Origin of the sequence: Pseudomonas sp. RW409 (assembly GCF_003184125.1) — a bacterium.
Classification (GTDB): domain Bacteria; phylum Pseudomonadota; class Gammaproteobacteria; order Pseudomonadales; family Pseudomonadaceae; genus Aquipseudomonas; species Aquipseudomonas chlororaphis_I.
On sequence record NZ_QHHP01000033.1, the window covers coordinates 178,072 to 198,247 of the forward strand.

13 protein-coding genes, 6 tRNA genes and 3 rRNA genes are annotated in these 20,176 nt (G+C 54.6%); all 22 read left to right on the forward strand.

Annotated elements, in window-relative coordinates:
* Window positions 1-133 precede the first annotated feature (133 nt).
* Window positions 134-1,315 (forward strand): acyl-CoA dehydrogenase, encoded by a 1,182-nt coding sequence (locus DK261_RS13925; RefSeq protein ID WP_009046307.1) that lies wholly within the window; start codon window positions 134-136, stop codon window positions 1,313-1,315.
* A gap of 13 nt (window positions 1,316-1,328) precedes the next feature.
* Window positions 1,329-2,549, forward strand: coding sequence for a CaiB/BaiF CoA-transferase family protein (locus DK261_RS13930; protein ID WP_038635607.1), 1,221 nt, complete (start codon window positions 1,329-1,331; stop codon window positions 2,547-2,549).
* A gap of 643 nt (window positions 2,550-3,192) precedes the next feature.
* A 16S ribosomal RNA gene (locus DK261_RS13940) occupies window positions 3,193-4,729 on the forward strand.
* Between the two features lie 65 nt (window positions 4,730-4,794).
* Window positions 4,795-4,871 (forward strand) — tRNA-Ile (locus DK261_RS13945).
* 26 nt (window positions 4,872-4,897) lie between these two features.
* Window positions 4,898-4,973 (forward strand) — tRNA-Ala (locus tag DK261_RS13950).
* A gap of 239 nt (window positions 4,974-5,212) precedes the next feature.
* Window positions 5,213-8,104, forward strand: a 23S ribosomal RNA gene (locus tag DK261_RS13955).
* A gap of 147 nt (window positions 8,105-8,251) precedes the next feature.
* A 5S ribosomal RNA gene (rrf, locus tag DK261_RS13960) occupies window positions 8,252-8,367 on the forward strand.
* Together the 16S, 23S and 5S rRNA genes with 2 tRNA genes alongside form the textbook arrangement of a ribosomal RNA operon.
* 167 nt (window positions 8,368-8,534) lie before the next feature.
* Complete coding sequence (birA, locus tag DK261_RS13965; RefSeq protein WP_009051128.1) at window positions 8,535-9,494, forward strand: bifunctional biotin--[acetyl-CoA-carboxylase] ligase/biotin operon repressor BirA; 960 nt, start codon at window positions 8,535-8,537, stop codon at window positions 9,492-9,494.
* Window positions 9,484-10,233 (forward strand): pantothenate kinase, encoded by a 750-nt coding sequence (locus DK261_RS13970; protein ID WP_110175870.1) that lies wholly within the window; start codon window positions 9,484-9,486, stop codon window positions 10,231-10,233. Before birA ends, DK261_RS13970 begins: the two co-directional genes overlap by 11 nt.
* A 7-nt stretch (window positions 10,234-10,240) precedes the next feature.
* Window positions 10,241-10,681, forward strand: coding sequence for a hypothetical protein (locus tag DK261_RS13975; protein WP_053270061.1), 441 nt, complete (start codon window positions 10,241-10,243; stop codon window positions 10,679-10,681).
* A 142-nt stretch (window positions 10,682-10,823) separates the two neighbouring features.
* Window positions 10,824-10,908, forward strand: a tRNA-Tyr gene (locus DK261_RS13980).
* A gap of 25 nt (window positions 10,909-10,933) precedes the next feature.
* Window positions 10,934-11,007, forward strand: a tRNA-Gly gene (locus DK261_RS13985).
* A gap of 26 nt (window positions 11,008-11,033) precedes the next feature.
* Window positions 11,034-11,109, forward strand: a tRNA-Thr gene (locus DK261_RS13990).
* 84 nt (window positions 11,110-11,193) lie between these two features.
* The gene (tuf, locus tag DK261_RS13995; protein WP_110175871.1) at window positions 11,194-12,387 is read left to right on the forward strand and encodes an elongation factor Tu; all 1,194 of its coding nucleotides are present in this window, start codon (window positions 11,194-11,196) and stop codon (window positions 12,385-12,387) included.
* Between the two features lie 53 nt (window positions 12,388-12,440).
* A tRNA-Trp gene (locus DK261_RS14000) sits at window positions 12,441-12,516 on the forward strand.
* Window positions 12,517-12,561: 45 nt separating this feature from the next.
* A complete protein-coding gene (gene secE, locus DK261_RS14005) occupies window positions 12,562-12,930 on the forward strand; it encodes a preprotein translocase subunit SecE (protein WP_009045851.1) in 369 nt (122 codons plus the stop codon).
* 9 nt (window positions 12,931-12,939) lie between these two features.
* On the forward strand, window positions 12,940-13,473 hold the full coding sequence (gene nusG, locus DK261_RS14010) for a transcription termination/antitermination protein NusG (protein ID WP_002555501.1): 534 nt from the start codon (window positions 12,940-12,942) through the stop codon (window positions 13,471-13,473).
* A 118-nt stretch (window positions 13,474-13,591) separates the two neighbouring features.
* Complete coding sequence (gene rplK / locus DK261_RS14015; protein WP_003176435.1) at window positions 13,592-14,023, forward strand: 50S ribosomal protein L11; 432 nt, start codon at window positions 13,592-13,594, stop codon at window positions 14,021-14,023.
* Window positions 14,023-14,718: a 50S ribosomal protein L1 gene (gene rplA / locus DK261_RS14020; protein ID WP_009051121.1), complete on the forward strand. Its 696-nt coding sequence runs from the start codon at window positions 14,023-14,025 to the stop codon at window positions 14,716-14,718. The genes rplK and rplA overlap by 1 nt, the downstream gene beginning before the upstream one ends.
* Window positions 14,719-14,916: 198 nt before the next feature.
* A complete protein-coding gene (gene rplJ / locus DK261_RS14025; RefSeq protein ID WP_007925954.1) occupies window positions 14,917-15,417 on the forward strand; it encodes a 50S ribosomal protein L10 in 501 nt (166 codons plus the stop codon).
* A gap of 80 nt (window positions 15,418-15,497) precedes the next feature.
* The gene (rplL, locus tag DK261_RS14030; RefSeq protein ID WP_007925956.1) at window positions 15,498-15,863 is read left to right on the forward strand and encodes a 50S ribosomal protein L7/L12; all 366 of its coding nucleotides are present in this window, start codon (window positions 15,498-15,500) and stop codon (window positions 15,861-15,863) included.
* A 219-nt stretch (window positions 15,864-16,082) separates the two neighbouring features.
* A complete protein-coding gene (gene rpoB / locus DK261_RS14035; protein WP_007925957.1) occupies window positions 16,083-20,156 on the forward strand; it encodes a DNA-directed RNA polymerase subunit beta in 4,074 nt (1,357 codons plus the stop codon).
* The last annotated feature ends 20 nt before the right edge of the window (window positions 20,157-20,176 follow it).

The following is a 20,176-nucleotide window of genomic DNA, read 5'->3' on the forward strand; positions in this document are numbered from 1 at the left end:
CGCTAAAAGCCGATTACGGCTATTACGGAGTGAGAAATTAGCACAACAGTATGCGAAATCCTCGTTTGCCGCGCCCGGCAAGCCGGCCTAGGATCAACCCACGAACGTTGACCTACTTCACGAGGACTCACTCATGGGCGGTAAAGCAAGCTTCAACTGGATCGATCCCCTTCTGCTGGATCAACAGCTCACTGAAGAAGAGCGCATGGTGCGCGACAGTGCCGAGCAATTCGCTCAGGGCAAGCTGGCGCCGCGTGTGCTCGAAGCTTTCCGTCATGAAAAGACCGACCCGGCGATCTTCCGCGAAATGGGCGAAGTCGGCCTGCTGGGTGCCACCATTCCCGAGCAGTACGGTGGCAGCGGCCTGAACTATGTCTGCTACGGCCTGATTGCCCGTGAAGTGGAGCGTGTGGATTCCGGCTACCGCTCGATGATGAGCGTGCAGTCCTCCCTGGTGATGGTGCCGATCAACGAATTTGGTACCGAAGCCCAGAAGCAGAAGTATTTGCCGAAGCTGGCCTCTGGCGAGTGGATCGGCTGCTTTGGTCTGACCGAGCCCAACCATGGCTCCGACCCGGGCGCGATGGTTACCCGTGCTCGCAAGGTGGACGGCGGTTACAGCCTGACTGGCAGCAAGATGTGGATCACCAACAGTCCGATCGCTGATGTGTTCGTGGTGTGGGCCAAGGACGATGCTGGCGATATCCGCGGTTTCGTGCTGGAAAAAGGCTGGAAAGGTCTGAGTGCTCCGGCGATTCACGGCAAGGTCGGCCTGCGCGCTTCCATCACCGGCGAAATCGTCATGGACAACGTCTTTGTTCCGGAAGAGAACATCTTCCCGGACGTGCGTGGCCTGAAAGGTCCGTTCACCTGCCTGAACTCTGCCCGCTACGGCATTTCCTGGGGCGCTCTGGGTGCGGCCGAATTCTGCTGGCACACCGCTCGCCAATACACCCTGGATCGTCAGCAATTCGGTCGCCCGCTAGCGGCTACCCAACTGATCCAGAAAAAACTGGCAGACATGCAGACCGAGATCACCCTCGCCCTCCAAGGCTGCCTGCGTCTGGGCCGGATGAAGGATGAAGGCACGGCGGCGGTTGAAATTACCTCGATCATGAAGCGCAACTCTTGCGGCAAGTCGCTGGACATCGCTCGCATGGCTCGCGACATGCTGGGTGGTAACGGCATCTCCGACGAGTTCGGTATCGCCCGTCACCTGGTCAACCTGGAAGTGGTGAATACCTACGAAGGGACCCATGACGTCCATGCCTTGATCCTGGGGCGCGCGCAGACCGGCATCCAGGCGTTCTACTAATAGGAGAGCGACCATGGGCGCGTTATCTCATTTGCGGGTGCTGGACTTGTCGCGAGTGCTGGCCGGGCCTTGGGCCGGTCAGATCCTGGCAGACCTGGGGGCCGAGGTAATCAAGGTCGAGCGTCCGGGCAATGGTGACGATACCCGCGCCTGGGGGCCGCCTTTCCTCAAGGACGCTTATGGCGAGAACACCACGGAGGCTGCCTATTACCTGTCGGCCAACCGTAACAAGCAGTCGGTGACCATCGACTTCACTCGGCCGGAGGGTCAGCGCCTGGTGCGCGAACTGGCGGCCAAGTCCGACATTCTGATCGAGAACTTCAAGGTTGGCGGTTTGGCGGCCTATGGGTTGGACTACCAGTCGCTGAAGGCGCTCAACCCTGACCTGATCTATTGCTCCATTACCGGCTTCGGCCAGACCGGGCCTTATGCCAAGCGTGCCGGCTACGACTTCATGATCCAGGGGCTGGGCGGGCTGATGAGCCTGACCGGGCGTCCCGAGGGCGATGAAGGTGCCGGGCCGGTGAAGGTTGGCGTGGCGTTGACGGATATCCTGACGGGGCTGTATTCGACTGTGGCGATTCTTGCCGCGCTGGCGTATCGGCAGCACAGCGGTGGTGGGCAGCACATCGATATGGCGCTGCTGGATGTGCAGGTTGCGTGTCTGGCCAACCAGGCGATGAATTACCTGACCACTGGAGTCGCTCCCAAGCGCCTGGGTAATGCTCACCCGAATATCGTGCCTTATCAGGACTTTCCTACGGCGGATGGTGATTTCATCCTTACCGTGGGGAATGACGGGCAGTTCCGCAAGTTTGCCGAGGTGGCGGGCCAGCCGCAGTGGGCGGACGATCCGCGTTTTGCGACTAATAAGCTGCGGGTTGCCAATCGGGCGGTGTTGATCCCGCTGATTCGTCAGGCCACGGTGTTCAAGACCACTGCTGAGTGGGTCACCCAGTTGGAGCAGGCAGGAGTGCCTTGCGGCCCTATCAACGACCTGGCGCAGATGTTCGAGGATCCGCAGGTCAAGGCGCGCGGGTTGGCGATCGAGCTGCCCCATGCGTTGGCCGGGCTGGTGCCTCAGGTGGCGAGTCCGATCCGTCTCTCCGAAACGCCGGTCGAGTACCGTCATGCTCCTCCTTTATTAGGAGAGCATACCGCCCAGGTTCTGCAGCGGGTGTTGGGGCTTGAGCTTGAGTCCGTGGATGCCTTGCGAGCCTCGGGCGTGCTGTGAATGCACTCTTCTATATAGAGAGCATCTGATCCCTTCTATATATGAGGCTTGAAAACACCCCTTTTGGGGTGTTTTCAAGTTTATTCATAGTAAAAGCAAATTAGGGGTTGACGGCAGATTCTGGAAGTCTATAATTCGCCCCACTTCCGGCGCAGTCGAAACGGAAAACTCCTTGAGATTCAACGAGTTACGCGGTTTTCGACAGCGGTTACGCTTCAGTTCATCGAAGCCCGAAGGAGTCGGTTCGGCAGTGTGTTTTCGCCGGATTGACGGTTCGATCTTCTCGGTCGAAAGCGGAGAAAAAGAGGTGTTGACAGCAGCGTGTAACGCTGTAGAATTCGCCTCCCGCTGACGAGAGATCGGAAGCGCAAGTGGTTGAAGTTGCAAAGGAAACTTTGAAAACTTCTTAAAATAACCGCTTGACAGATACAGAGGCTGCTGTAGAATGCGCGCCTCGGTTGAGACGAAAGACTTAACCAACCGCTCTTTAACAACTGAATCAAGCAATTCGTGTGGGTGCTTGTGGAGTCAGACTGATAGTCAGAAAGATTATCAGCATCACAAGTTACTCCGCGAGAAATCAAAGATGTAACCAACGATTGCTGAGCCAAGTTTAGGGTTTTCTCAAAACCCAAAGATGTTTGAACTGAAGAGTTTGATCATGGCTCAGATTGAACGCTGGCGGCAGGCCTAACACATGCAAGTCGAGCGGTAGAGAGAAGCTTGCTTCTCTTGAGAGCGGCGGACGGGTGAGTAATGCCTAGGAATCTGCCTGGTAGTGGGGGATAACGTTCGGAAACGGACGCTAATACCGCATACGTCCTACGGGAGAAAGCAGGGGACCTTCGGGCCTTGCGCTATCAGATGAGCCTAGGTCGGATTAGCTAGTTGGTGAGGTAATGGCTCACCAAGGCGACGATCCGTAACTGGTCTGAGAGGATGATCAGTCACACTGGAACTGAGACACGGTCCAGACTCCTACGGGAGGCAGCAGTGGGGAATATTGGACAATGGGCGAAAGCCTGATCCAGCCATGCCGCGTGTGTGAAGAAGGTCTTCGGATTGTAAAGCACTTTAAGTTGGGAGGAAGGGTACTTACCTAATACGTGAGTATTTTGACGTTACCGACAGAATAAGCACCGGCTAACTCTGTGCCAGCAGCCGCGGTAATACAGAGGGTGCAAGCGTTAATCGGAATTACTGGGCGTAAAGCGCGCGTAGGTGGTTCGTTAAGTTGGATGTGAAATCCCCGGGCTCAACCTGGGAACTGCATCCAAAACTGGCGAGCTAGAGTATGGTAGAGGGTGGTGGAATTTCCTGTGTAGCGGTGAAATGCGTAGATATAGGAAGGAACACCAGTGGCGAAGGCGACCACCTGGACTGATACTGACACTGAGGTGCGAAAGCGTGGGGAGCAAACAGGATTAGATACCCTGGTAGTCCACGCCGTAAACGATGTCAACTAGCCGTTGGGAGCCTTGAGCTCTTAGTGGCGCAGCTAACGCATTAAGTTGACCGCCTGGGGAGTACGGCCGCAAGGTTAAAACTCAAATGAATTGACGGGGGCCCGCACAAGCGGTGGAGCATGTGGTTTAATTCGAAGCAACGCGAAGAACCTTACCAGGCCTTGACATCCAATGAACTTTCCAGAGATGGATTGGTGCCTTCGGGAACATTGAGACAGGTGCTGCATGGCTGTCGTCAGCTCGTGTCGTGAGATGTTGGGTTAAGTCCCGTAACGAGCGCAACCCTTGTCCTTAGTTACCAGCACGTCATGGTGGGCACTCTAAGGAGACTGCCGGTGACAAACCGGAGGAAGGTGGGGATGACGTCAAGTCATCATGGCCCTTACGGCCTGGGCTACACACGTGCTACAATGGTCGGTACAGAGGGTTGCCAAGCCGCGAGGTGGAGCTAATCCCATAAAACCGATCGTAGTCCGGATCGCAGTCTGCAACTCGACTGCGTGAAGTCGGAATCGCTAGTAATCGCGAATCAGAATGTCGCGGTGAATACGTTCCCGGGCCTTGTACACACCGCCCGTCACACCATGGGAGTGGGTTGCACCAGAAGTAGCTAGTCTAACCTTCGGGAGGACGGTTACCACGGTGTGATTCATGACTGGGGTGAAGTCGTAACAAGGTAGCCGTAGGGGAACCTGCGGCTGGATCACCTCCTTAATCGACGACATCAGCTGCTTCATAAGCTCCCACACGAATTGCTTGATTCATTGAAGAAGACGATTGGGTCTGTAGCTCAGTTGGTTAGAGCGCACCCCTGATAAGGGTGAGGTCGGCAGTTCGAATCTGCCCAGACCCACCAATTACTGGTGCACCCTGTAGCGATACGGGGCCATAGCTCAGCTGGGAGAGCGCCTGCCTTGCACGCAGGAGGTCAGCGGTTCGATCCCGCTTGGCTCCACCATTACAGATTGGTGTCCATCGTTTAAAGCTTAGAAATGAGCATTCCGCTGATAGGCGATGAATGTTGATTTCTGATCTTTATCAGAATCGTTCTTTAAAAATTTGGGTATGTGATAGAAAGATAGACTGGATAGCACTTTCACTGGTGTTTATTCAGGCTAAGGTAAAATTTGTGAGTTTAATCGCGAATTTTCGGCGAATGTCGTCTTCACAGTATAACCAGATTGCTTGGGGTTATATGGTCAAGTGAAGAAGCGCATACGGTGGATGCCTTGGCAGTCAGAGGCGATGAAAGACGTGGTAGCCTGCGAAAAGCTTCGGGGAGTCGGCAAACAGACTTTGATCCGGAGATGTCTGAATGGGGGAACCCAGCCATCATAAGATGGTTATCTTGTACTGAATACATAGGTGCAAGAGGCGAACCAGGGGAACTGAAACATCTAAGTACCCTGAGGAAAAGAAATCAACCGAGATTCCCTTAGTAGTGGCGAGCGAACGGGGACTAGCCCTTAAGTGGCTTTGAGATTAGCGGAACGCTCTGGAAAGTGCGGCCATAGTGGGTGATAGCCCTGTACGCGAAAGTCTCTTAGTCATGAAATCGAGTAGGACGGAGCACGAGAAACTTTGTCTGAATATGGGGGGACCATCCTCCAAGGCTAAATACTACTGACTGACCGATAGTGAACTAGTACCGTGAGGGAAAGGCGAAAAGAACCCCGGAGAGGGGAGTGAAATAGATCCTGAAACCGTATGCGTACAAGCAGTGGGAGCAGACTTTGTTCTGTGACTGCGTACCTTTTGTATAATGGGTCAGCGACTTATATTCAGTGGCGAGCTTAACCGAATAGGGGAGGCGTAGCGAAAGCGAGTCTTAATAGGGCGTTTAGTCGCTGGGTATAGACCCGAAACCGGGCGATCTATCCATGGGCAGGTTGAAGGTTAGGTAACACTGACTGGAGGACCGAACCGACTACCGTTGAAAAGTTAGCGGATGACCTGTGGATCGGAGTGAAAGGCTAATCAAGCTCGGAGATAGCTGGTTCTCCTCGAAAGCTATTTAGGTAGCGCCTCATGTATCACTGTAGGGGGTAGAGCACTGTTTCGGCTAGGGGGTCATCCCGACTTACCAAACCGATGCAAACTCCGAATACCTACAAGTGCCGAGCATGGGAGACACACGGCGGGTGCTAACGTCCGTCGTGAAAAGGGAAACAACCCAGACCGTCAGCTAAGGTCCCAAAGTTATGGTTAAGTGGGAAACGATGTGGGAAGGCTTAGACAGCTAGGAGGTTGGCTTAGAAGCAGCCACCCTTTAAAGAAAGCGTAATAGCTCACTAGTCGAGTCGGCCTGCGCGGAAGATGTAACGGGGCTCAAACCATACACCGAAGCTACGGGTATCACGTAAGTGATGCGGTAGAGGAGCGTTCTGTAAGCCTGTGAAGGTGAGTTGAGAAGCTTGCTGGAGGTATCAGAAGTGCGAATGCTGACATGAGTAACGACAATGGGTGTGAAAAACACCCACGCCGAAAGACCAAGGTTTCCTGCGCAACGTTAATCGACGCAGGGTTAGTCGGTCCCTAAGGCGAGGCTGAAAAGCGTAGTCGATGGAAAACAGGTTAATATTCCTGTACTTCTAGTTATTGCGATGGAGGGACGGAGAAGGCTAGGCCAGCTTGGCGTTGGTTGTCCAAGTTTAAGGTGGTAGGCTGGAATCTTAGGTAAATCCGGGGTTCTAAGGCCGAGAGCTGATGACGAGTTACCTTTTAGGTGACGAAGTGGTTGATGCCATGCTTCCAAGAAAAGCTTCTAAGCTTCAGATAACTAGGAACCGTACCCCAAACCGACACAGGTGGTTGGGTAGAGAATACCAAGGCGCTTGAGAGAACTCGGGTGAAGGAACTAGGCAAAATGGCACCGTAACTTCGGGAGAAGGTGCGCCGGTGAGGGTGAAGGACTTGCTCCGTAAGCCCATGCCGGTCGAAGATACCAGGCCGCTGCGACTGTTTATTAAAAACACAGCACTCTGCAAACACGAAAGTGGACGTATAGGGTGTGACGCCTGCCCGGTGCCGGAAGGTTAATTGATGGGGTTAGCTAACGCGAAGCTCTTGATCGAAGCCCCGGTAAACGGCGGCCGTAACTATAACGGTCCTAAGGTAGCGAAATTCCTTGTCGGGTAAGTTCCGACCTGCACGAATGGCGTAACGATGGCGGCGCTGTCTCCACCCGAGACTCAGTGAAATTGAAATCGCTGTGAAGATGCAGTGTATCCGCGGCTAGACGGAAAGACCCCGTGAACCTTTACTATAGCTTTGCACTGGACTTTGAATTTGCTTGTGTAGGATAGGTGGGAGGCTTTGAAGCGTGGACGCCAGTTCGCGTGGAGCCATCCTTGAAATACCACCCTGGCAACTTTGAGGTTCTAACTCAGGTCCGTTATCCGGATCGAGGACAGTGTATGGTGGGTAGTTTGACTGGGGCGGTCTCCTCCTAAAGAGTAACGGAGGAGTACAAAGGTGCGCTCAGACCGGTCGGAAATCGGTCGTAGAGTATAAAGGCAAAAGCGCGCTTGACTGCGAGACAGACACGTCGAGCAGGTACGAAAGTAGGTCTTAGTGATCCGGTGGTTCTGTATGGAAGGGCCATCGCTCAACGGATAAAAGGTACTCCGGGGATAACAGGCTGATACCGCCCAAGAGTTCATATCGACGGCGGTGTTTGGCACCTCGATGTCGGCTCATCACATCCTGGGGCTGAAGCCGGTCCCAAGGGTATGGCTGTTCGCCATTTAAAGTGGTACGCGAGCTGGGTTTAGAACGTCGTGAGACAGTTCGGTCCCTATCTGCCGTGGACGTTTGAGATTTGAGAGGGGCTGCTCCTAGTACGAGAGGACCGGAGTGGACGAACCTCTGGTGTTCCGGTTGTCACGCCAGTGGCATTGCCGGGTAGCTATGTTCGGAAAAGATAACCGCTGAAAGCATCTAAGCGGGAAACTTGCCTCAAGATGAGATCTCACTGGAACCTTGAGTTCCCTGAAGGGCCGTCGAAGACTACGACGTTGATAGGTTGGGTGTGTAAGCGCTGTGAGGCGTTGAGCTAACCAATACTAATTGCCCGTGAGGCTTGACCATATAACACCCAAGCAATTTGCTTAAGAGCGAGTTGCGGTGTGTGAAGACGAAACGAACCGAAAGTTTGCGCTGCTCACAAAAGCACCACAAAGCTATTACATACCCAATTTGCTGAAGCGTCGAAAGACGAGTCGGCACACCGAATTTCTTGACGACCATAGAGCATTGGAACCACCTGATCCCATCCCGAACTCAGAAGTGAAACGATGCATCGCCGATGGTAGTGTGGGGTTTCCCCATGTGAGAGTAGGTCATCGTCAAGATTAAATTCCGAAACCCCAATTGCGAAAGCAATTGGGGTTTTGTTTTTGTGCGCAGAAAAAACATTCTGAATTGCAGGCGCTAGCTGCTTGATTGTGCCTGTCACGCTTTCTATGCAACAGCCTTAGGCATGGCTATCATGCCTGCCTCATTGTGAGGCGAGATCTGCATGCTGACATTGTTGGAGCTTCTGAAGGACGGGCGGTTTCACTCGGGCCAGGCCCTTGGTGCTGCCTTGGGTATTAGCCGTAGTGCCGTGTGGAAGCAGTTGCAGCAGTTGGAGGCTGATCTGGGGCTTTCTATCCATAAAGTCCGCGGTCGCGGTTATCAGCTGGCGGCTCCGCTGATGCTCCTGAGCCCGGCAGATATTTGCGAGCAGTCAAAGGATTGCCCTTGGGCTGTGTTGGCTTTCGATTCCATCGACTCTACAAATGCTGAAGCTCTGAGGGCTGTCGAGCGCGGCGTGCCTGCGCCGTTCCTGGTGCTCGCTGAGCGTCAGACGGCGGGGCGTGGTCGGAGAGGTCGCAAATGGGTGAGCCCTTTTGCAGAAAATGTTTATTACAGTCTCGTGCTGCGTATCGATGGTGGAATGCGTCAGCTTGAAGGGCTCAGCTTGGTGGTCGGGCTGGCAGTCATGCAGACCTTGCGTGAGTTTGGAGTTGCTGGTGCGGGTCTGAAGTGGCCAAACGATGTTTTGGTTGGGCGCAAAAAAATCGCTGGAATCCTGCTGGAGTTGGTTGGGGATCCTGCCGATGTTTGTCATGTGGTTCTGGGTGTGGGTATCAACGTCAACATGCAGAAAACTGACGAGGTTGATCAGCAGTGGACTTCTATGCGGCTTGAGTCCGGTAAGCAGGTTGATCGCAACCAGTTGGTTGCTCGGCTGAGTATGATGCTGAGGGCTTACCTGGAGCGTCACCAAGCCCAGGGCTTTTCCTCTATTCAAGAGGAGTGGGAGCAGAATCACTTGTGGCAAGGTAATGCGGTGTCTCTGATTGCTGGGGTCAATAAAATAGACGGTGTTGTTATGGGCATCGATCAGCAAGGGGCATTGCGATTGGAAGTAGATGGGGTTGAGAGGGTCTACAGCGGTGGTGAGCTCAGCTTGAGGTTGCGCGATGATTCTTGAGCTTGACTGTGGAAACAGCTTCATTAAGTGGCGTGTTCTGAATAATGCCGCGCTTGGGGTATTTGCTGAGGGTGTGGTTGGTTCCGATGACGCCTTGGTCGGGCATCTGCGTGCGCTAAACGGCTTGGTCTTGAGCCGCTGCCGTTTGGTCAGCGTTCGCACGGTCGAAGAGACGAACAAGCTTACTTCTATGTTGGTACAGGCTTTTGGTGTATCGGTGGTCTGTGCTGCGCCTGCGAAAGAAATGGCAGGCGTACGAAATGGCTATGAGGAGTTTGAGCGACTTGGTCTGGACCGCTGGCTTGCCATGCTGGGGGGCTTTCGCCTGGCAACTGGTGCTTGTCTGGTGCTCGATTTTGGGACAGCTGTTACTGCGGACTTCATTGCGGCGGATGGGGAGCACCTGGGGGGCTTTATCTGCCCGGGGATGCCATTGATGCGTAATCAGTTGAGAACTCACACTCGTCGGATTCGGTACGACGATTTGTCTGCCGAGCGCGCCTTGGAGAGTCTGTTGCCGGGGCGTACGACGGTTGAAGCGGTAGAGCGCGGCTGCTCATTGATGTTGAGAGGGTTTGTGCTGACTCAGCTGGAGCTGGCGCGCGACTATTGGGGGGAAGATTTCGTGGTGTTCCTCACTGGTGGTGATGCTGAGCTGGTTTCTGGTGTCGTGCCGCAGGGGCGAGTGGTCCCTGATCTGGTTTTTGTCGGATTGGCTATGGCTTGCCCATTGTCCTGAGGTTTTTATGCGCTGGTTGTTCCTGCTGCTCCTGGTTCTCAATGTGTTCTATTACGTCTGGCATCAGCAGGAGGCGCCTTTGCGTGCGAAGGAGGTAACGCCTCTGACGCTTTATAAAGGGGCTCAGCAGGATATTCGCTTACTGAGTGAGTCGTCTGGCTCGCTCTCCAGGCGTGACAAGGGGGGCGAGGCTCAAGGCGATTGCCTCTATATAGGTGGTTTTGCTCGCCGTGATCAGGCTCAAACGCTTGAGCAGCGCCTGTCGGTATTGGGTGTGGAGGTTCGGTTGAAGTCTTTGGCTCTGCCTGATGCTTCTGGTTACTGGTTGCGTGTGGCCCCTGAAAGCAAGCATTTGCTGGATGATTCGTTGCTGCAGAATCTTGCTAAAGAATTCAATGAGTTAAAACATAAAATAATGTCATGCGAAGGCATTGCAACTGCCGAATAGTTTGCATAGAATGGCGCCCGCTCCGCAGTGAAGACCTCTAGAGGTAGACGCAGCGAAGCAAGGTCAATGCAGCTAACCTCAGGTTTTTAATGAGAAAATGCTTGACAGAAGGGTGGCATAGTATAGAATGCTGCCTCGCTTAGGAGGGGTTCCCGAGCGGCCAAAGGGATCAGACTGTAAATCTGACGTCTACGACTTCGAAGGTTCGAATCCTTCCCCCTCCACCAGATTTAAGCGTGAGCTGCAAGCTCCGCGGGTATAGTTTAGTGGTAGAACCTCAGCCTTCCAAGCTGATGATGCGGGTTCGATTCCCGCTACCCGCTCCAAGTTTGCAGGTTGTGCAAAGTGTTTCGCTCTTGTAGCTCAGTTGGTAGAGCACACCCTTGGTAAGGGTGAGGTCAGCGGTTCAAATCCGCTCAAGAGCTCCATATAACAAGGCAGATATGAAAATATCTGCCTTTGTTTTAATGGCTTGTGTGACTTGCTCAATTCTTCTCCTAGGGGTGATTTCGATGGCTAAGGAAAAGTTCGAACGTAATAAGCCGCACGTCAACGTTGGTACCATTGGTCACGTTGACCACGGTAAAACCACTCTGACTGCTGCTCTGACTCGCGTCTGCTCCGAGGTTTTCGGTTCGGCTCGTGTTGACTTCGACAAGATCGACAGCGCCCCAGAAGAAAAAGCTCGTGGTATCACCATCAACACTGCGCACGTAGAGTACGACTCGAACATTCGTCACTACGCGCACGTTGACTGCCCAGGCCACGCCGACTACGTCAAAAACATGATCACTGGTGCTGCCCAGATGGACGGCGCGATCCTGGTTTGTTCGGCTGCCGATGGTCCGATGCCACAAACTCGTGAGCACATCCTGCTGTCCCGTCAGGTAGGCGTTCCGTACATCGTTGTCTTCCTGAACAAGGCTGACATGGTTGACGACGCTGAGCTGCTGGAACTGGTTGAGATGGAAGTGCGCGATCTGCTGAGCACTTACGACTTCCCAGGTGATGACACTCCAATCATCATCGGTTCGGCTCTGATGGCTCTGAGCGGCCAAGACGACAACGAAATGGGCACTACCGCTGTTAAGAGGCTGGTAGAAACTCTGGATACCTACATCCCAGAGCCAGAGCGTGCTATCGACAAGCCGTTCCTGATGCCTATCGAAGACGTGTTCTCGATCTCCGGTCGTGGCACCGTGGTAACTGGCCGTGTTGAGCGTGGTATCGTTCGCATCCAGGAAGAAGTTGAGATCGTTGGTCTGCGCGAAACTCAGAAAACCACCTGCACCGGCGTTGAAATGTTCCGCAAGCTGCTCGACGAAGGTCGTGCTGGCGAGAACTGCGGCGTTCTGCTGCGTGGCACCAAGCGTGACGACGTTGAGCGTGGCCAGGTTCTGGTTAAGCCAGGTACCGTTAAGCCGCACACCAAGTTCACTGCTGAAGTGTACGTTCTGAGCAAAGAAGAAGGCGGTCGTCATACTCCGTTCTTCAAAGGCTACCGTCCACAGTTCTACTTCCGTACTACTGACGTGACTGGTAACTGCGAGTTGCCAGAAGGCGTTGAAATGGTAATGCCAGGTGACAACATCCAGATGACTGTCACTCTGATCAAAACCATCGCGATGGAAGATGGTCTGCGTTTCGCTATCCGTGAAGGCGGTCGTACCGTCGGCGCTGGCGTCGTGGCCAAGGTCATCGAGTAAGTTCTTGATATATCTCCATCGGGCCGGCATAATGGTCGGCCTGATTTGTTTTTAGGTCAGTAGCTCAATTGGCAGAGCGACGGTCTCCAAAACCGTAGGTTGGGGGTTCGATTCCCTCCTGACCTGCCAGATTCACTCGGTGTGTCTGGCTTTCTTTTCACAGGATCTTCATAGATGACTCCTAAAGCTGAAGCTCAAGGCTCTCGCTTCGATCTGCTCAAGTGGCTTGTAGTAGTTGCTTTGGTGGTCGTTGGCGTTGTCGGTAATCAGTATTACTCTGCTTCGCCGATCCTGTACCGTGTGCTCGCTTTGCTTGCCATTGCTGCTGTAGCTGCCTTTGTAGGCTTGCAGACGGCCAAGGGCAAGTCTTTCTTTGTACTGGTTAAGGAAGCTCGCACCGAGATTCGTAAAGTCGTATGGCCAACTCGCCAAGAAACCACGCAGACCACGTTGATCGTAGTGGCTGTTGTTCTGGTTATGGCGTTGCTGTTGTGGGGGCTTGATTCCCTGCTCGGCTGGCTCGTTTCCTTGATTGTTGGCTAAGGGTGTCCCGTGGCTAAGCGTTGGTACGTTGTGCATGCTTACTCGGGTTATGAGAAGCATGTAATGCGTTCGTTGATCGAGCGCGTAAAGCTGGCTGGCATGGAAGATGGCTTTGGCGAAATTCTGGTTCCCACTGAAGAAGTGGTTGAAATGCGTAATGGCCAGAAACGCAAAAGTGAGCGCAAGTTCTTCCCTGGTTATGTGCTGGTTCAGATGGATATGAACGAGGGTACTTGGCACTTGGTCAAGGATACTCCTCGGGTGATGGGCTTCATTGGTGGTACAGCCGACAAGCCTGCGCCAATCACGGACAAAGAGGCAGAAGCGATTCTGCGTCGTGTCGCTGATGGTAGCGACAAGCCTAAGCCGAAGACTCTGTTCGAGCCGGGTGAGGTTGTTCGTGTTACCGATGGTCCGTTCGCTGACTTTAACGGCACTGTCGAAGAAGTTAACTACGAAAAGAGCCGGATCCAAGTGGCTGTGCTCATTTTCGGTCGCTCTACTCCGGTAGAGCTAGAGTTCAGTCAGGTCGAAAAGGCATAACTGAACGAGAATCCCATACCCCGCAGCCCAAGGCTGTGGGGTTTTGTCGTCACTGGGATAAACGCGCAAGTAACCGGGGAGCCTTTCTAGGCGTTTGAACCCGTAATTGGAGTGCCTCATGGCTAAGAAGATTACTGCTTACATCAAGCTGCAAGTGAAGGCCGCACAGGCCAACCCAAGTCCACCCGTCGGTCCAGCTCTGGGTCAGCACGGCGTGAACATCATGGAATTCTGCAAGGCCTTCAACGCCCGTACCCAGGGTCTTGAGCCAGGTCTGCCGACTCCTGTGATCATCACTGTTTACAGTGACCGCAGCTTCACTTTCGAAACTAAGAGCACCCCTGCTTCGGTTCTGCTGAAGAAAGCTGCTGGCCTGACCAGCGGTTCCGCTCGTCCGAACACCGTTAAGGTTGGCACCGTTACCCGTGCTCAGCTGGAAGAAATCGCGAAAACCAAAAACGCGGATCTGACTGCAGCTGATATGGATGCAGCCGTGCGTACTATCGCCGGTTCTGCTCGTAGCATGGGCCTTAACGTGGAGGGTGTGTAATGGCTAAGCTGACCAAGCGCCAAAAGGCTATCGCGGGCAAGATTGAAGCGGGCAAGGCCTACAGCTTCGTAGACGCAGCTGCTCTCCTGACCGAGCTGTCGACCGTCAAGTTCAGCGAGTCTGTCGACGTCGCTGTAAACCTGGGCGTTGACCCACGTAAATCTGACCAGGTTGTTCGCAGCGCTACCGTGCTGCCACATGGCACTGGCAAGACTGTACGTGTAGCTGTGTTCACCCAAGGTCCAGCTGCTGAAGCTGCCCTGGCTGCCGGCGCTGATCGCGTAGGTATGGACGACCTGGCTGCCGAAATGAAAGGCGGCGACCTGAACTATGACGTGGTTATTGCTTCCCCGGATGCAATGCGCGTTGTAGGTCAACTGGGTCAGATCCTCGGTCCACGTGGTCTGATGCCTAACCCTAAGGTTGGTACCGTAACTCCAGACGTAGCAGGCGCTGTTAAAAACGCCAAGGCTGGTCAGGTTCGTTATCGCACCGACAAAAACGGCATTATCCACACCTCCGTTGGCAAGGTTGGCTTCGACGCCATCAAGCTGAAGGAAAACGTTGAAGCCCTGATCGCTGATCTGAAGCGTATCAAGCCAGCTTCTTCGAAAGGTATCTACGTCAAGCGCGTTACCCTGAGCACCACTATGGGCCCAGGTCTGGTCATCGACCAGGGTTCGCTGGACGTATAAGACACAGGTTGACGCAAGAGATTGCGTCAATTGAAAGATTGGGGTCCCTGCCTGGCGGGGGCTATCCAAGACCGTAGGCGACGCAAGTCTTAAACCACAAGCCTACGCAGATGGTGCTCCCGGTTCCTTACCGAATCAGACACCAAAACGACATCCGGCCTCGGTTGGATGAAACGGTAACAAGCAGGAGTTGAACCCGTGGCAATTAAACTCGAAGACAAGAAGGCCATCGTCGCTGAAGTCAACGAGGCTGCCAAAGGCGCTCTGTCCGCTGTCGTGGCTGATGCCCGTGGTGTGACAGTAGGCGCTATGACCGGACTCCGTAAAGAGGCCCGCGAAGCTGGCGTGTATGTACGTGTCGTACGTAACACCCTGCTCAAGCGCGCAGTTGAAGGCACTCAATATGACGTGCTCAACGACGCGTTCGTCGGCCCTACCCTGATTGCATTCTCCAAGGAACATCCGGGCGCTGCTGCTCGTATTTTCAAAGAGTTCGCAAAGGGTCAGGAAAAGTTCGAGATCAAGGCAGCTGCGTTCGAGGGCAAGTACCTCGCAGCAAACGAGATCGACGTGTTGGCTTCGCTGCCAACTCGCGACGAAGCTATTGCGAAGCTGATGAGCGTGATCCAAGGCGCTACCAGCAAGCTGGCTCGTACTCTGGCGGCCATTCGCGACCAGAAAGAAGCTGCTGCTGCCTAAGGCACTGCAAGCCCTTTCAAAATCATATGTTTAATTTGATGGCTGCGTAGGCTGTCACCCCAATACAGGAATTTATAGTCATGTCTCTGACTAACGAGCAAATCATCGAAGCAATCGGCCAGAAAACCGTTCTGGAAGTTGTTGAGCTGATCAAAGCAATGGAAGAAACCTTCGGCGTTACCGCTGCTGTTGCCGCTGCTGGCCCAGCTGCTGCTGCCGCTGTTGTTGAAGAACAAACTGAATTCAACGTCATGCTGACCGAAGCTGGCGAGAAGAAAGTTAACGTGATCAAGGCTGTACGTGAACTGACCGGTCTGGGCCTGAAAGAAGCCAAGGCTGTAGTTGACGGCGCTCCTGCCATGGTTCTGGAAGGCGTTGCTAAAGAAGCCGCTGACAAAGCCAAAGCAGCTCTGGAAGAAGCAGGCGCTAAAGTCGAGCTGAAGTAAGCATCGACTTTGTGTCTCCAGCCCAAGCGTTAAGCTGAGGCTGATGGCTGGTGGCTCTTGCCACCGGCCTTTTTCCGTTATTGGCAGCCGACTGGGTCGGTGCTTCTAACGTGCTGTAACCACCCTGTGCGGTGGCGCAAACCAAAGGGTTTGCACGATTTTCTGGCTGCTCCCGTCGGGAGGGGCCAAATAAGCAGGTGACCAAGCTGGGGAACGCTGATGGCTTACTCATATACTGAGAAAAAACGTATCCGCAAGGACTTTAGCAAGTTGCCGGACGTCATGGATGTGCCGTACCTCCTGGCCATCCAGCTGGATTCGTATCGTGAATTCTTGCAAGCGGGAGCGACTAAAGATCAGTTCCGCGACGTGGGCCTGCATGCGGCCTTCAAATCCGTTTTCCCGATCATCAGCTACTCCGGCAATGCTGCGTTGGAGTATGTCGGTTATCGCCTGGGCGAACCGGCATTTGATGTCAAAGAATGCGTGCTGCGCGGTGTAACTTACGCCGTACCTTTGCGGGTAAAAGTTCGTCTGATCATTTTCGACAAAGAATCGTCGAACAAAGCGATCAAGGACATCAAAGAGCAAGAAGTCTACATGGGTGAAATCCCCCTGATGACTGAGAACGGTACCTTCGTAATCAACGGTACCGAGCGTGTAATCGTTTCCCAGCTGCACCGTTCCCCTGGCGTATTCTTCGACCACGACCGTGGCAAGACGCACAGCTCCGGTAAGCTGCTGTACTCCGCACGTATCATTCCTTATCGCGGTTCCTGGTTGGACTTCGAGTTCGACCCGAAAGACTGCGTATTCGTGCGTATCGACCGTCGTCGCAAGCTGCCTGCATCGGTACTGCTGCGTGCGTTGGGCTACACCACTGAAGAAGTGCTGGACGCTTTCTACACCACCAACGTATTCCACGTGCGCGGCGAAAGCCTGAGCCTGGAGTTGGTGCCTCAGCGCCTGCGTGGTGAAATTGCGGTCCTCGATATTCAGGATGACAAAGGCAAGGTTATTGTCGAGCAGGGTCGTCGTATTACTGCTCGCCACATCAACCAGCTGGAAAAAGCCGGGATCAAAGAGCTGGAAGTGCCTCTGGACTACGTCCTGGGTCGTACTACCGCCAAGGTCATCGTGCATCCGGCCACCGGCGAAATCCTGGCAGAGTGCAACACCGAGCTGAACACCGAGATCCTGGCGAAGATCGCCAAGGCTCAGGTTGTGCGCATCGAAACGCTGTACACCAACGATATCGATTGCGGTCCGTTCGTTTCCGACACTCTAAAGATCGACTCCACCACCAACCAACTGGAAGCGTTGGTCGAGATCTATCGCATGATGCGTCCTGGCGAGCCTCCAACCAAGGATGCGGCCGAGACCCTGTTCAACAACCTGTTCTTCAGCCCTGAGCGTTATGACCTGTCTGCGGTCGGCCGGATGAAGTTCAACCGTCGTATCGGTCGTACCGAGATCGAAGGTTCCGGCGTGTTGTGCAAGGAAGACATCGTTGCGGTTCTGAAGACTCTGGTCGACATCCGTAACGGCAAAGGCATCGTCGATGACATCGACCACCTGGGTAACCGTCGTGTTCGCTGCGTAGGCGAGATGGCCGAGAACCAGTTCCGCGTTGGCCTGGTGCGTGTAGAGCGTGCGGTCAAAGAGCGTCTGTCGATGGCTGAAAGCGAAGGCCTGATGCCGCAAGACCTGATCAACGCCAAGCCAGTGGCGGCGGCGGTGAAGGAGTTCTTCGGTTCCAGCCAGCTGTCCCAGTTCATGGACCAGAACAACCCGCTGTCCGAGATCACCCACAAGCGCCGTGTCTCTGCACTCGGCCCAGGCGGTCTGACTCGTGAGCGTGCAGGCTTCGAAGTTCGTGACGTACACCCGACTCACTATGGTCGTGTATGCCCGATCGAGACGCCGGAAGGTCCGAACATCGGTCTGATCAACTCCCTGGCCGCCTATGCTCGCACCAACCAGTACGGTTTCCTCGAGAGCCCGTACCGCGTGGTGAAAGAAGGTCTGGTGACCGACGAGATCGTGTTCCTGTCCGCCATCGAAGAGGCCGATCACGTGATCGCCCAGGCTTCGGCGACCATGAACGACAAAGGTCAGCTGATCGACGAGCTGGTAGCCGTTCGTCACCTGAACGAATTCACTGTCAAGGCGCCAGAAGACGTCACCTTGATGGACGTTTCGCCGAAGCAGGTAGTTTCGGTTGCGGCGTCGCTGATTCCGTTCCTCGAGCACGACGACGCCAACCGTGCGTTGATGGGTTCGAACATGCAGCGTCAGGCTGTACCAACCCTGCGTGCCGACAAGCCGCTGGTAGGTACCGGCATGGAGCGTAACGTTGCCCGTGACTCCGGCGTCTGCGTCGTGGCTCGTCGTGGCGGTGTGATCGACTCGGTTGATGCCAGCCGTATCGTGGTTCGTGTTGCAGATGACGAAGTTGAGCCAGGCGAAGCCGGTGTCGACATCTACAACCTGACCAAATACACCCGCTCCAACCAGAACACTTGCATCAACCAGCGTCCGCTGGTGAGCAAGGGTGATCGGGTTCAGCGCAGCGACATCATGGCCGACGGTCCGTCCACCGACATGGGTGAACTGGCTCTGGGTCAGAACATGCGCATCGCGTTCATGGCATGGAACGGCTTCAACTTCGAAGACTCCATCTGCCTGTCCGAGCGTGTGGTCCAGGAAGACCGCTTCACCACGATCCACATCCAGGAACTGACCTGTGTGGCCCGTGACACCAAGCTTGGCCCAGAGGAAATCACTGCGGATATCCCGAACGTGGGTGAGGCTGCACTGAACAAGCTGGACGAAGCCGGTATCGTTTATGTCGGTGCTGAAGTTGGCGCAGGCGACATCCTGGTCGGTAAGGTCACTCCGAAAGGCGAGACCCAGCTGACTCCGGAAGAAAAACTGCTGCGTGCAATCTTCGGTGAAAAAGCCAGCGACGTTAAAGACACCTCCCTGCGCGTACCTACCGGTACCAAGGGTACTGTCATCGACGTACAGGTCTTCACTCGTGACGGTGTAGAGCGTGACGCTCGTGCCCTGTCGATCGAGAAGAGCCAGCTCGACGAGATCCGCAAGGATCTGAACGAAGAGTTCCGTATCGTCGAAGGCGCCACTTTCGAGCGTCTGCGTTCCGCTCTGGTCGGCCACAAAGCCGAAGGCGGCGCCGGCCTGAAGAAAGGTCAGGAAATCACCGACGAAGTACTCGACGGTCTTGAGCATGGCCAGTGGTTCAAACTGCGCATGGCTGAAGATGCTCTGAACGAGCAGCTCGAGAAGGCCCAGGCCTACATCGTTGATCGCCGCCGTCTGCTGGACGACAAGTTCGAAGACAAGAAGCGCAAGCTGCAGCAGGGCGATGACCTGGCTCCAGGCGTGCTGAAAATCGTCAAGGTTTACCTGGCAATCCGTCGTCGCATCCAGCCGGGCGACAAGATGGCCGGTCGTCACGGTAACAAGGGTGTGGTCTCGGTGATCATGCCGGTTGAAGACATGCCGCACGATGCCAACGGCACCCCGGTCGACGTCGTCCTCAACCCGTTGGGCGTACCTTCGCGTATGAACGTTGGTCAGATTCTCGAAACTCACCTGGGCCTCGCGGCCAAAGGTCTGGGCGAGAAGATCAACCGCATGGTCGAAGAGCAGCGCAAGGTCGCGGAACTGCGTAAGTTCCTGGACGAGATCTACAACCAGATCGGTGGTCGTAACGAAGATCTGGATAGCTTCTCCGATCAGGAAATCCTGGATCTGGCGAAAAACCTACGTGGCGGCGTGCCGATGGCCACTCCGGTGTTCGACGGTGCCAAGGAAAGCGAAATCAAGGCCATGCTGAAACTGGCGGACCTGCCAGAAAGCGGCCAGATGCAACTGACCGACGGCCGTACCGGCAACAAGTTCGAGCGCCCGGTTACTGTTGGCTACATGTACATGCTGAAGCTGAACCACTTGGTAGACGACAAGATGCACGCTCGTTCTACCGGTTCGTACAGCCTGGTTACCCAGCAGCCGCTGGGTGGTAAGGCGCAGTTCGGTGGTCAGCGTTTCGGGGAGATGGAGGTCTGGGCACTGGAAGCATACGGTGCTGCATACACTCTGCAAGAAATGCTCACAGTGAAGTCGGACGATGTGAACGGCCGGACCAAGATGTACAAAAACATCGTGGACGGCGATCACCGTATGGAGCCGGGCATGCCCGAGTCCTTCAACGTGTTGATCAAAGAAATTCGTTCCCTCGGCATCGATATCGATCTGGAAACCGAATAACACGTGACGCGAATCGAGAG